Source organism: Novosphingobium sp., from assembly GCF_040398825.1.
Classification (GTDB): Bacteria; Pseudomonadota; Alphaproteobacteria; order Sphingomonadales; family Sphingomonadaceae; genus Novosphingobium.
The window spans coordinates 15,785-29,026 of sequence record NZ_JBBATI010000025.1 but is presented as its reverse complement, the minus strand read 5'-3'; the positions used below and the strand labels follow the sequence as shown (position 1 = coordinate 29,026).

10 protein-coding genes are annotated in these 13,242 nt (G+C 63.4%); 7 read left to right on the top strand and 3 right to left on the bottom strand.

The genetic code is table 11. The features are described 5' to 3' along the window. Nucleotides 1–2 precede the first annotated feature (2 nt). The 3 genes from ABWP89_RS12740 (at nucleotide 3) to ABWP89_RS12730 (ending at nucleotide 2,652) form a co-directional block, all read left to right on the top strand. On the top strand, nucleotides 3–842 hold the full coding sequence (locus ABWP89_RS12740; RefSeq protein ID WP_353229700.1) for a transglutaminase family protein: 840 nt from the start codon (nucleotides 3–5) through the stop codon (nucleotides 840–842). A 128-nt stretch (nucleotides 843–970) separates the two neighbouring features. Beyond that, nucleotides 971–1,750, top strand: a complete 780-nt coding sequence (locus ABWP89_RS12735; RefSeq protein WP_353229699.1) for a proteasome-type protease — start codon at nucleotides 971–973, stop codon at nucleotides 1,748–1,750. A 278-nt stretch (nucleotides 1,751–2,028) separates the two neighbouring features. Then, nucleotides 2,029–2,652: a response regulator transcription factor gene (locus ABWP89_RS12730; protein ID WP_353229698.1), complete on the top strand. Its 624-nt coding sequence runs from the start codon at nucleotides 2,029–2,031 to the stop codon at nucleotides 2,650–2,652. A 29-nt stretch (nucleotides 2,653–2,681) separates the two neighbouring features. On the opposite strand, the gene ABWP89_RS12725 is transcribed toward ABWP89_RS12730, so the two are convergent. Beyond that, nucleotides 2,682–3,377: an extensin family protein gene (locus ABWP89_RS12725; protein ID WP_353229697.1), complete on the bottom strand. Its 696-nt coding sequence runs from the start codon at nucleotides 3,375–3,377 to the stop codon at nucleotides 2,682–2,684. 173 nt (nucleotides 3,378–3,550) lie between these two features. Between ABWP89_RS12725 and ABWP89_RS12720 the strand changes: the two genes are divergently transcribed. Further along, on the top strand, nucleotides 3,551–5,701 hold the full coding sequence (locus ABWP89_RS12720; RefSeq protein WP_353229696.1) for a S9 family peptidase: 2,151 nt from the start codon (nucleotides 3,551–3,553) through the stop codon (nucleotides 5,699–5,701). A gap of 104 nt (nucleotides 5,702–5,805) precedes the next feature. On the opposite strand, the gene ABWP89_RS12715 is transcribed toward ABWP89_RS12720, so the two are convergent. After that, a complete protein-coding gene (locus ABWP89_RS12715; RefSeq protein ID WP_502915282.1) occupies nucleotides 5,806–6,315 on the bottom strand; it encodes a fasciclin domain-containing protein in 510 nt (169 codons plus the stop codon). Between the two features lie 502 nt (nucleotides 6,316–6,817). Between ABWP89_RS12715 and ABWP89_RS12710 the strand changes: the two genes are divergently transcribed. From ABWP89_RS12710 to serA, 3 genes are all read left to right on the top strand, one after another. Further along, on the top strand, nucleotides 6,818–7,675 hold the full coding sequence (locus tag ABWP89_RS12710) for a helix-turn-helix domain-containing protein (protein WP_353229694.1): 858 nt from the start codon (nucleotides 6,818–6,820) through the stop codon (nucleotides 7,673–7,675). Nucleotides 7,676–7,810: 135 nt separating this feature from the next. Then, nucleotides 7,811–8,971 (top strand): phosphoserine transaminase, encoded by a 1,161-nt coding sequence (locus ABWP89_RS12705; RefSeq protein ID WP_353229693.1) that lies wholly within the window; start codon nucleotides 7,811–7,813, stop codon nucleotides 8,969–8,971. Between the two features lie 138 nt (nucleotides 8,972–9,109). Then, complete coding sequence (gene serA / locus ABWP89_RS12700) at nucleotides 9,110–10,696, top strand: phosphoglycerate dehydrogenase (protein WP_353229692.1); 1,587 nt, start codon at nucleotides 9,110–9,112, stop codon at nucleotides 10,694–10,696. A gap of 55 nt (nucleotides 10,697–10,751) precedes the next feature. On the opposite strand, the gene ABWP89_RS12695 is transcribed toward serA, so the two are convergent. After that, nucleotides 10,752–13,103, bottom strand: a complete 2,352-nt coding sequence (locus ABWP89_RS12695; RefSeq protein ID WP_353229691.1) for a thiamine pyrophosphate-binding protein — start codon at nucleotides 13,101–13,103, stop codon at nucleotides 10,752–10,754. Between the last annotated feature and the right edge of the window lie 139 nt (nucleotides 13,104–13,242).

The window sequence follows — 13,242 nt, the reverse complement described above, 5'->3', positions numbered from 1 at the left end:
CCATGCAGCTAGCGATCGATCATGCCACCACCTATCACTTTGCCGGCCCGATCCGGCGCGGGCTGCAACGGTTGCGGCTGACCCCGGTGACCGCGCGCGGGCAGACCGTGCTGGCGTGGGAGGTGGCGTGTGATGGCGCGACGGTGGAGGTCAGCTATGATGACGAATATGGCAACCGCACCACGCTGGTCAGCCTGACGCCGGGCACCACCACGGTGACCATCCGCGCGCAGGGGCGGGTGGAAACCCGCGATGAGGCGGGGGTGGTCGGGCGCCATGCCGGCTATTTGCCGTTGTGGCATTTTGCGCGCGAAACGCCGCTGACAGCGGCGGGGGCCGGGATTGCCGCGCTGGCGGCGGCGGTCGCGCGCGATGCCGCGCACGACCAGTTGGCCAGGCTGCATCTGCTGGCCGAACGGGTGGGTGAATGCGTTGCCTATGCCCATGGCCATACCGATGTTGCCACCACGGCAGAGGCGGCGCTGGGCGCGGCACGCGGGGTGTGCCAGGATCAGGCGCATGTGTTTATCGCGGCGGCGCGGCGGATGGGGATTCCGGCGCGCTATGTCAGCGGCTATCTGCAGATTGACGGCCGTGACGATCAGGACGCCGGGCATGGCTGGGCGGAAGGGTTTGTCGAAGGGATCGGGTGGATCGGGTTCGATGTGGCCAACGCGATCTGCCCCGATGACCGGTATGTGCGGGTGGCCACGGGGCGCGATTACCTGGATGCCGCGCCGGTCAAGGGGCTGACCTCGACAGTGCCTGACGCCAGCGGGGCGGCGGCTGTGCGCGACCGCATGGAGATCACGGTGGCGGTGCGTGCGCTGGCAGTGACCTGATAGACGGATTTGGCACCGAATCACATGATTTGGTGCTAACACCGGTCTGACATCACAGACAGCGCCGGATCGTGCGGGCCTGATCATGGCCGACGATCGCGCAACAATCCCGGGCGGAACCCTTTTCGATGACATATTGCGTGGGCATGATGCTGGACCGCGGGCTGGTGCTGATGAGCGACACCCGCACCAATTCGGGCGTCGACAACATTTCCACCTTTCGCAAGATGTTCACGTTTTGCGTGCCGGGCGAACGGATCATCACGCTGATGACCGCGGGCAACCTGGCCACCACGCAATCGGTGATCAGCCAGCTGGAGGAACGCAACAAGGTGCCCGGCGATCGCCACCCGTCGATCCTGGAGGCACCGACGATGTTTCAGGTGGCGGGTGAGGTCGGGCGGCTGGTGCGGCGGGTGATCGAAGGGCCGGGCGAATTTCCCGACCCCGGCGAGGGCCCGCAGGCCGAAGGCGCGCGGTTCAGCGCATCGATCATCGTTGCCGGGCAGATCCGCGGGATGGAACCGCGACTGTTCCTGATTTATCCTGAAGGCAACTTTATCGAGGCCAGCTTTGACACGCCGTTTTTCCAGATCGGCGAAACCAAATATGGCCGGCCGATCCTGTTGCGCGGCTATGACCGGGCGATGGGGTTCGAAGACGCGGTAAAGCTGGTGATGGTGTCGTTTGATTCGACGCTGGCGGCCAATCTTTCGGTCGGGTTGCCGCTGGACCTGCTGGTGATCGAACGTGACCGGTTTGTTCCGCACCACCAACGCCGGATCGGGGTTGACGATCCCTATTTTCGATCGATTTCGCGGGGCTGGAGCGAGGCGCTGCGCAAGGCGTTTCAGTCGCTGCCGGCCTATGACATGGCCACCGACACCGACGTGACGACGCCTGCGTAAACACACTGAGAAGAAAACCATAGCAGTATTGCTTAGGCAGAATACTTAGCCATATTGGTTAGGTGATTCACTTGGGGTGGTAACCAGGCCATCATTGTTTGGGCTCAAGCGGGGTGTGGCCCCGCCAAACCGGTCGCAGAAAACCTTTGCTTTAACAAACGTCTCCGTTCCGGAGGCGAATTCCCTTAGGATTGTGTGAGGGGACGTTGGTGTTTGCCCGGTGGTTGGGTTCGTAATGAAACTAACCCCATTGGCCTTATGCCATCAATCAATGGTTCATGGTTCACATGATTGACCGCGTCACCCTGCACATCCTCGATGGCGACTCTGCTCGCCGTGCACAGCTCGCCCGCCTGGCCTTTGCCGCCGGGCACCATGCCGAAATCTATGCCAACACCGAAGAGCTGCTGGCGCATGCCCCATCGGGGGGGCTGGTGCTGGCGCACGATGATCCGCCAGGGCTGGCAGTGCCCAGCCTGATCGCGGCGATGATGCGTGCCGGTCAATGGTTGCCGGTGATCGCGATTGCCGAAGTGCCCGATACCGTGGCGGTGGTCAGCGCGATCAAGGCGGGGGCGCTGGATTATCTGGGGGTGCCGCAGCAGATCGGCCCGTTGAACGACGCGATTGCCCGTGCCGCGCGAGAGGCGGAAACGCATCGCGCCCAGCGCGCCCGCGCGGCAGAGGCGCGGCAGCGCATCGCGCGGCTGTCCTTGCGCGAACGCGAAGTGCTGGACCGGCTGGCCGAAGGGTGCAGCAACAAGGCGATTGCGCGCGACCTGGAAATCAGCCCGCGCACGGTGGAAATTCACCGCATGAAGATGATGGGCAAGCTGGGCGCGCGCCATGCCGCCGAAGCGGTACGGTTGCGCATAGAGGCGACCGGGCTGGACGCCGCCTGACCGGCCGGCGGTGCCGGAACACGACCCGATCAGTGGCAGATACCGCGCGCGGCGCCGACCTCCAGATGGAAATGGTCGTGGTGCGCGGGGTTGTAATCCGGGGTCAGCACCACGCCAAACCGCTTGCAGGCGCTGGCACGGATGACGCGCAGGAAATTGCGTTCGGTCGGCGTTCCTTCCGACCAGCCGCCCTTGACGCTGATGCGGTGCCCATCGGCCAGCACGAAGCCGGCGATATCGACCGCATTGGCGCTGGCATGGCCGCTGCGGCGGTCGGTGCCAGCCACATTGCGGCAGTTGTAGCTGCCCATGGTGTCGATGCGCGACAGCGGGCTGCCCAGCATCTGGCGCGCGGCGCGATCGACGCCATAGCGCGCCCAGCCTTCCAGCGACGAGGCCAGCGGGCAGGTGACGGCACCCAGGTTGGCCAGTTGCAAATGGGCATCATCGCTGCGCAGCCAGCCCAGCCGCACGGCGTTGTAGGTGGAACAGCCGGCGCCAAAATACTGATCGGGCAGCGGGGTGAAATTGACCTGGGTCTGGCTGAGGCTGGCCAGGCACTGGCGTTCGGCGGGTGCGGGTGCGATGCGCATGGTCATGGTCGATTGCGGCGCGGGCTGATGCGCCGGGCTGCCGACACAACCGGCCAGCGCCGGCAGCATGAGCCACGCCAGCCACCAGCCAGCGGTAAGGCGACGGCGCGGAGTCGGGGCGGGAGTGGCCATGGGGCGATCATCACCCGGGTATGGTAAACAAACCCTTGCCGCCCCTGGGCATTTTTCCACGTAGAGGTGCGGTCTGGCTGTTCGTCGGGCGGATTGTGCCTTGCGTCCGGGGGCAATGTCCATAGCTTCGGCGTGGGGACCGGCCGGGGCGGCCCGGTTGCGGGGGAAATGGCATGAATTGCGTTGCGCGTTGGGTGTTTGTGGCCGGGCTGGCGATGGCATTGGCGGGGCCGCTTTGGGCGCAGGAACAGGCTGGGGCCGGGCTGGCGGATTACCTGCATTTTCCCGCGGTCGACGGGCTGGTTGCATCTGCCGATGGCACCCGCGTGGCATGGGTGCGCAATGTCGATGGCGAACGTGCGGTGTTTGTGGCTGGGGCGCCCGCGTTTGTCCCGGTCAAAGTCACGGCCTTTGCCGGCGATGACGGGCAGGAATTGACCGGGCTGACCTTTGCACCCGATGGCCAGAGCCTGGCGTTTGTGCGCGGCGGTGACCATGACGCGAATTATGCGGCAGCGGGCGGGTTTCCGCCCGATGCGGCGTCCAGCCCGGAACAGCCGCGCATGATGATCTGGCGGGTTGATCTGGCGGGTTCGGCAATGGCGCAGGCAGTGACCGAGGGTGACGCGCCGGTGCTTTCGGCCGATGGTCGTATGGCCTTTGTGCGCGACGGCGTGGTGTACGCGATCGGCCGCAAGGACAAGGACGCCACCCGGCTGTTTTTTGACCGCGGCAAGGATCATGGCCTGGTGTGGTCGTCGGATGGCAAGCGCCTGCTGTTTGTGTCGGAACGCGGAGATCACAGCTTTGTCGGGGTCTATTCCGTGCCGGACCAGCCCTTGCGCTGGCTGGCGCCGAGCATCGGCAACGATGACGATGCGGTGTGGTCCCCCGATGGCCGGCAGATCGCCTATACCCACGTGACCGGCTATAGCGGCCCGCCGGCGCTGACCACGCAACGGGCAGATCCCTGGACGATCAGGGTGGCCGATGCCGCCACCGGGGCTGCCACCACGGTGTGGGCCAGCGGCGCGACCCTGCGCGACAGCTATCCCGATGTGACCGGCGGCGCCAATCTGCACTGGGCGGGAAATCAGGGCCTGACCTTTCTGTCGACCGCCGACAATTGGCCGCATCTTTATGCGCTGGCGCTGACGGCGGCGGGCGGCAAACCGGGCGCAGCGCGGCTGCTGACGCCTGGTGCATTCATGGTCGAGCATGTCGGTGCCAGCAGCGATGGCCAGACGCTGTTCTATTCGGCCAACACCGGTACCACGGCGCATGACGATGATCGCAGCCATATCTGGCAGGTGGCGGTGCTGGCTGGCGCGCCGGTGGCGGTGACCCGCGGCGAAGGGCTGGAATGGGAACCGGTCGCACTGGCATCGGGCGTGGCGTTTGTCGGGGCGACGGCGCAGGCGCCCTGTGCGGTGGCAATCGCCGAGGCGGGCGGGACAAGGGTGCTGGCCGGGCAGGCCGCGCCAGTGCCGTTTCCACAAAGCCGCCTGATCACCCCGCGCGCGGTGACGTTTGTGGCGCCGGACGGACTGACCATCCACGCGCAACTGTTCGAAGGCGCCGGGACGGGGCGCAAGGCTGGCCTGGTATTTGTTCATGGCGGGCCATCGCGGCAGATGCTGCTGGGCTGGTCGTACATGCGCTATTATTCCAACGCCTATGCGATGAACCAGTATTTTGCCGCGCACGGCTTTACCGTGCTGTCGGTCAATTACCGCCGCGGCATCGGCTATGGCCATGATTTTCAGCATCCGGCGGGTGGCGGTTGGCGCGGGTCATCCGAATATCAGGATGTGCTGGCGGGCGCGCGCTATTTGCAATCGCTGCCTGGGGTTGATCCGGCCCGAATCGGGATATGGGGCGGGTCCTATGGCGGGCTGCTGACCGCGCTGGCGTTGGCGCGCAATTCTGACGTGTTTGCCGCCGGGGTCGATTTTCACGGGGTGCATGACTGGTCGCTGGATCTGGGGGATGATGTCGGAGGGGCGGCGACCAATGGCGTGCCCTATGGCCGGTATGAACAGGGCGATCGCGATGCGGGGATGAAGCTGGCGTTTGAAAGTTCGGCCATGGCGCGGATCGCCGATTGGACATCGCCGGTGCTGTTCATCCATGGTGATGATGATCACAATGTGCGGTTTGATCAGACCGTGGACATGGAACGGCGGTTGCCGGCGCTGGGCAAGGCGCCGATCGAGGATCTGATCCTGCCCAACGAAGTGCATGATTTTCTGCGTGCGCAGGACTGGGTTGCTGCCGATACCGCGATGGCAGAATTCCTGACGCGCAAATTGTCAGTGCGATAGGCCGGTTCGGTGGTGTGGGTGTTGTGTGGAGTGCGGGATATTGGGTGATGCGGTGGAGGAATGCGCCGTTCCGACGGAATGCGCATCCCTCCGCCCGCAGACGGTTACATTTTTGGGGGCATCAGCACGGTGTCGATCACGTGGATCACACCGTTTGAGGTCATGATGTCGGCAGTGGTCACCTGCGCATCATTGATCATCACCGTGCCACCGACGACCTTGACGGTCACGCTTGCGCCGTTGACAGTCTTTGCCTCGGTCAGTTTGACCACGGTCGCGGCGGGGACTTTGCCTGCGACCACATGATAGGTCAGGATCGCGGTCAGGGCGCCCTTGTTTTCAGGTTTCAGCAGCGTGTCGATCGTGCCGGCGGGCAATTTGGCAAATGCTGCGTCGGTCGGTGCGAACACCGTGAACGGGCCTTTGCCCTTTAGCGTGTCGACCAGTCCGGCTGCGCCCAGCGCCGCGGCAAGGGTCTTGAATTGTCCGGCGGCGACCGCCGTATCGACAATATCCTTGTCCGCAGCAGCGTATGCGTTGACGCTGCCAAAGCACAATCCCATCATAGTTACGGTTATCGCGGCGACTTTTCCAAATCCAGTGACCATTGTCATTGCTCCTTGAGCCATCAGGACCAGCCGGTGGTTGCAGTTTGTGCAACAGTATGCCCGTAGTCCGCCACGTGATGTCTGGTGCGGGTGGTCCGATGTCAATATTTGCAGCGACGCCTGCCCGTATGGGTCAGAATTGACCTGCCATCTGCGAATTCATCGACTGTTCAGTAAATGGGGCAGGTCTGGTCGCAAAGATGGGCGATGAGCCGGACATCGCTGGCTTTCCATGGCGGAGGCCGTTGCGTGGGCAGGTGTGCGGGCAGTTGCCGTGGACGTTGCGGAATATAGCCCGGATGGTGAATCAAGTGGGTTGTTTAATCGATTGATTGTACGCAAGCAGTGCCGGGTGTGCACGTGCAGCAATTCTCGGCAAATCCTGCACCAGGCCGGTTACCGGCGCGATTGTCCGGCATCGGATAGTGTTACCGGATGATAACAGCGGTTGCGTCCGCCAGATTGGCCATTATCTTGGCATAACAAGAATTAAATCAGGGCGTTGCGAATGTCGGACATCGGGATGGATTATCGCCAGCCGGCGGCAACGTTGGCAGAGCATGTGTCATTTTTTTACCAGGTTCGCCAAACTGCCGGCAGTTTCAGTGCGGTTGACCGCGCCGACTATGCGCAATTGCGGTTCATTCTTGCCGGAGAAAACGGCCATTATCAGTTCGTCGACGGCACTGTCCAGGCGATGCCCACCATCTATATCCAGGGCCCGACCACCGGCAACACCACGATCAGCGGATCGGCACCGATCGATGTGGTGGGGGCCGGGCTGATGCCGGCGGGCTGGGCGGCGCTGGTGCCGATGGATGCGTCGGCGGCTGCCAACCGGCTGTTTGATGCGGTGCATCTGCTGGGGCCGGCGGTGGTCGAAGCGCGCGCCGCGCTGATCGCCCATCCCGATTTTGACACCCGCGTGGCGATCGTAACGGATCTGTTTGAGCGGCTGATGGCCAGGGCCAGCCCGGATTTTCATGCCTTTGTGCACCAGGTCAATGCCTGGCTGGCCGACAGCGTGACCCCGCAGATCGGCGATCTGCTGAGTGCCACCGGGCTGTCGCTCAGCCAGGTCGAGCGGCGATGCAAACGCTATTTCGGATCGCCGCCCAAAATGCTGGCGCGCAAATACCGCGCGTTGAAGGCGGCAGTGGCGATGACCCACCACGATACCAATCTTGACCAGATTTTGGCCGACGGGTTTTATGATCAGTCGCACCTGATCCGCGAAATGAAGCATTTTACCGGCATGACCCCGACCGCGTTTGCCGCGCAGCCGACCGTGTTCAACCAGCAGATTGCCAAGCGCATCGAACTGGAACGCAGCAATCCGATCGAACGCAAATCGCTGATAACCTGACATAAAAATGCCCAATCGGGGGTGTGCCCGATGGTGCGCACACTGCTTTGGTTGACACGGGGTAATCTGCCAGTAGAAGCGGCGCCGGGCCACGCGGTCCCAACGCCGCGCGTGCTCTCTGCAAGGAGAGACTACATGTCTGATACCCGTACTGCCGCAGATGCGGTTGCCAAGCCGACCGTAAAGCCTGCGCGTCCGTTCTTTTCATCCGGACCTTGCGCCAAGCCTCCCGGCTTTTCCCCCGACAAACTTGCCACCGCCTCATTGGGGCGCTCGCACCGTGCCAAGATCGGCAAGCAGCGCCTGGCGCTGGCGATCGATCTGATGCGCGAAGTGCTGGAACTGCCCGATACGCACCGCATCGGCATTGTGCCCGGGTCGGACACCGGCGCGTTTGAAATGGCGATGTGGACGATGCTGGGCGCGCGGCCGGTGACCACGCTGGCATGGGAAAGCTTTGGTGAAGGCTGGGTGACCGATGCGGTCAAGCAATTGCAGCTGGAACCCACGGTCATGCGTGCCGATTATGGACAGCTGCCCGATCTCGACAAAGTCGATTGGTCGAATGACGTGCTGTTCACCTGGAACGGCACCACGTCTGGCGTGCGCGTGCCCGATGGCGAATGGATCCCCGATGATCGTACCGGTCTGTCGTTTGCCGATGCCACCAGCGCGGTGTTTGCCTATGACATGCCGTGGGACAAGATCGATGTCGCAACGTTTTCCTGGCAGAAAGTGCTGGGCGGCGAGGGCGGCCACGGCGTGATCGTGCTGGGCCCGCGCGCGGTCGAACGGCTGGAAAGCTATACGCCGTCGTGGCCCCTGCCCAAAGTGTTCCGGCTGGTTTCCAAGGGCAAGCTGACCGAAGGCGTGTTCAAGGGCGAAACCATCAACACGCCATCGATGTTGGCGGTCGAAGACGCGATCTTTGCGCTTGAATGGGCCAAATCGGTCGGTGGCCTGGCCGGGTTGCAGGCGCGTTGCACCGCCAATGCCCATGCGCTGGACAAGATTGTCGCCACGCGGCCCTGGCTGGGGCATCTGGCGCATGACAGCGGTACGCGGTCGCGCACATCGGTGTGTTTGACTGTGGCCGGTGCCGACGCCGATTTTATCAAGGCGTTTGCCGGCTTGCTGGAAAAGGAAGGCGCTGCGTTTGATATCGCCGGGTATCGCGATGCGCCGCCGGGTTTGCGGATCTGGTGCGGGGCGACGGTTGATACCGCCGATATCGCGGCGCTGGGGCCATGGCTCGATTGGGCCTGGTCGGAATTGCGCGTGGCCGCCACGGCCTGATTTTTCCGGCTGGGCACGGTTTTCGTCGCCCTGCTGCGCTTCCCACCAGCGTTTTACACCCCCACCCAACCCTCCCCCTGAGGGGGAGGGCGTTTGACCAGCGGCGCGTTTGCGCGCGAAATTCGAAGGTTTTTTCCCATGACAAAGCCCAAAGTGCTCATTTCCGACAAGATGGACCCCAATGCCGAGCGGATATTTATCGACATGGGTTGTGATGTCGATGTCATCACTGGCAAGACGCCCGAAGAGCTGATTGCGATCATCGGGCAGTACGATGGCCTGGCCATCCGCTCGACGACCAAAGTCACCAAGGCGATCATCGATGCCGCGACCAACCTGAAAGTGATCGGCCGCGCCGGGATCGGCGTGGACAACGTCGATATTCCCTATGCCTCGGCCAAGGGCGTGGTGGTGATGAACACCCCGTTCGGCAATTCGATCACCACTGCCGAACATGCCATCGCGCTGATCTTTGCGCTGGCGCGGCAATTGCCCGAAGCCGACCTTTCGACGCAGGCGGGCAAGTGGGAAAAGAACCGCTTCATGGGCGTGGAAGTGACCGGCAAGACGCTTGGGCTGATCGGCGCGGGCAACATCGGTTCGATCGTGGCCAGCCGCGCGCTGGGCCTGCGGATGAAGGTTGTGGCCTATGATCCGTTCCTGACCCCCGAACGCGCGATCGAAATTGGTGTGGAAAAGGCCGATCTGGATACGCTGCTGGCCAAGGCCGACTTCATCACGTTGCACACCCCGCTGACGTCGGAAACGCGCAACATTCTCAGCCGTGAAAATCTGGCCAAGACCAAAAAGGGCGTGCGGATCGTCAACTGCGCGCGCGGCGGGCTGATTGACGAGGCGGCGTTGAAGGACATGCTGGACAGCGGGCAGGTGGCCGGCGCGGCGCTCGATGTGTTTGATGTCGAACCGGCCAAGGACAGCCCGCTGTTTGGCACGCCCAATTTCATCTGCACGCCGCATCTGGGTGCGTCGACGACCGAGGCACAAGTCAATGTCGCGTTGCAGGTGGCCGAACAGATGGCCGAATTCCTGACCACCGGCGGCGTCACCAACGCGTTGAACGTGCCGTCGTTGTCGGCCGAAGAAGCGCCTAAGCTGAAGCCATACATGGCGCTGGCCGAAAAGCTGGGCGCGCTGGTGGGGCAACTGGTGGGTGATGAGGTGAAAAGCATCGCCATTGAAGTCGAAGGCGCGGCGGCGCAGCTGAACCAGAAGCCGATTACCGCGGCTGTGCTGGCGGGGCTGATGAAGCAGTATTCGCAGACCGTGAACATGGTCAACGCGCCGTTCCTGGCCAAGGAACGTGGGCTGGACGTGCGTGAAGTGCGCCATGATCGTGAAGGCGAATACCGCACGCTGGTGCGCGTGACGGTGGGCACAGCGACGGGTGAACGCGCGGTGGCGGGAACCTTGTTTGGCAATGCCCAGCCGCGGCTGGTCGAAATATTCGGCATCGCGATCGAGGCCGATCTGGATGGCGACATGCTGTATATCGTCAATTCCGACACGCCGGGCTTTATCGGGTCGATCGGCACGCTGTTGGGGGCAGAGGCGATCAACATCGGGACGTTCCACCTGGGTCGCCGGGTTGCCGGCGGCGAAGCGGTGCTGTTGCTGTCGGTTGATAGCCCGGTCAGTGCAGAAGTGCTGGCCAAGGCGCGCGATCTGAACGGTGTGCGCCAGGTCAAGGCGCTGAAGTTCGGGTAATATTGGCGTGGGCAGGCGGGTTGGTCAGGGCCAACCCGCCTGCCGGTTGCGGCGGTTAGACGAACAGTTCGGCCGCGGCGTCGATAATCGCGTCGCTGTCCAACCGGTAGGTGCGGTACAGATCGGGCAGATCGCCGGTCTGGCCGAAGCGGTCTGTGCCCAGCGGCACCACGCGCTGGCCGCGCACCCCGCCGATCCACGACAATGCTGCGGGCGATCCATCGAGTACGGTGATCAGCCCGGCATCGGCCGCCAGCGGCGCCAGCAGGTGTTCGATGTGCGACGGTGCGGGGGTTTCGCCGGTCCAGCGGGCGGCATTGCGTGCTGACCAGCTGCGATGGAGCAGATCGGCAGAGGTGACATTCAGCAGGCCGAGCCCGGGGATATCTTCGGCCAGATCGGCCCAGGCGGCCAGTGCCTCTGGCGCGACGACGCCCGAAAAAGCAATTGCGGCGGTCGCGCCTGGCGCCGGCCGACGTAGCCAATAGCCGCCCGCCAGCGCATCGCTTTGCCAATCGCTGCTTTCACGCGGTGCTTGCGCGATGGTGCGGGTCGACAGGCGCAGATAGACCGATGAGCCATCGGGACGCTGCATCAGATCGAAGGCGTGGCCCATCATCAGCGCGACTTCATCGGCATAGGCGGGTTCATAGCTGGTCAGGCCGGGTTGACCCATGCCGATCAACGGGGTGTTGATCGACTGGTGTGCGCCGCCCTCGGCCGCCAGCGTGATGCCCGCCGGGGTGCCCACCAGCAGAAAGCGCGCATCGGAATAACAGCCGTAATTCAGCGCATCGAGCCCGCGCGCAATAAACGGATCATAGACTGTGCCGACCGGCAGCAGCCGCGTACCGAAATGGTCGCCCGCCAGCCCGAGCGAGGCCAGCAGCAGGAAGAAGTTGTTTTCGGCAATGCCCAGTTCGATGTGCTGGCCGGCGGCGTGTTGCTGCCATTTCTGCACTGAAGGGATTTTGGCGTTCAGGAACACGTCTTCGCATTCCTGCCGGCGGAACAGGCCGCGCTGGTTGACAAAGGCGCCCAGATTGGTGGTCTGCGTCACATCGGGCGCGGTGGTGACCAGCCGGTCGGCCAGATCGCTGTCGGTTTTGGCCAGATCGAGCATGACGCGCCCGAATGCGGCCTGGGTCGAATTTTCCTCACCGGTCGGCACCGGGATGGGGGGCACCGGGATCATCGCGGCGGGTGCACCGCGCTGCTGGCGCGCGATCGGGCTGTGCGCGACAAAGTGCTGCAGCGTCTGCGCCAGATTGTCGCCCAGGCCGGCCCATTTTTCCCATTCCTGCCCGGGGGCAACGCTCTGCGATGCGCGGAACTGTTCCATCTGGGTCGGGCTCATCATGCCCGAATGGTTGTCCTTGTGCCCGGCCAGCGGCAGGCCGTGGCCTTTTACGGTATAGGCGATGAACATCGTTGGCCGGTCATCCTGGCACGCGTCAAACGCATCGATCAGCGTTTCGATGCAGTGCCCGCCCAGATTGGTCATCACCTGGCCCAGCGTGGCATCATCCATGCTGTCGAGCAGCGCACGCACGCCGCGCTTGGTGCCGATGTCGGCCAGCAGCCGTTCGCGGAACGCCGCGCCGCCCTGGTAGGTCAGCACCGCAAATTCGGCGTTGGAACAGGTGTCGATCCACTGTTCGATCACGCGGCCGCCGGGGCGCGCAAACAGTTCGCGTTGCAGGCGCCCGTGTTTCAGCGTGACCACGCGCCAGCCGCAGGTTTCAAAGATATCGTCAAACCGGCGGAACATGCGATCGGCCGTGGTCGCGTCGAGCGATTGGCGGTTGTAATCGACCACCCACCAGCAATTGCGCAGATCGTGTTTGTACCCTTCGATCAGGCATTCGTAGATATTGCCTTCGTCAAGTTCGGCATCGCCCATCAGCGCGATCATCCGCCCCGCCGCATCGGGCTGCAGCTGACCATGGCCGATCAGGTAATCCTGCACCAGCGAGCTGAACGCGGTGACGGCGACGCCCAGCCCGACCGACCCGGTGGAAAAATCGACCGGGATGGTGTCCTTGGTGCGGCTGGGATAGCTTTGCGCCCCGCCCAGCCCGCGATAGGTGGTGAGCTTGTCAAGCGTCTGGTTGCCCAGCAGGTAATGCATGGCGTGCAGCACCGGGCCGGCGTGGGGTTTGACCGAAACTTTGTCATTGGCACCCAGCGCGTGAAAATACAGCGCGGTCATGATCGCGGTGATCGATGCGCAGCTGGCCTGATGCCCGCCGACCTTAAGCCCGTCGCGCTTTTCGCGGATATGGTTGGCGTGGTGGATGGTCCAGGCGGACAGCCACAGCAGCCGCTGGTTGACATGTTCCAGCGCGGTGATGTGATCGCGGCGGCTGTCGGTGAGCGCGGTGCCAGTCTGATTGGCAGTGGTCATCATACCTGTCATCGCTCAACCCCGTCGCTGCTTCTGGCACCGTTCCCGCAATGTGTACCAGAATGGTGGGTCATAGCGCTGCGGGCCCCATTCTGTCCTTGCGGAATCGGGCATGATTTCACGGTATATTGGCAATTTA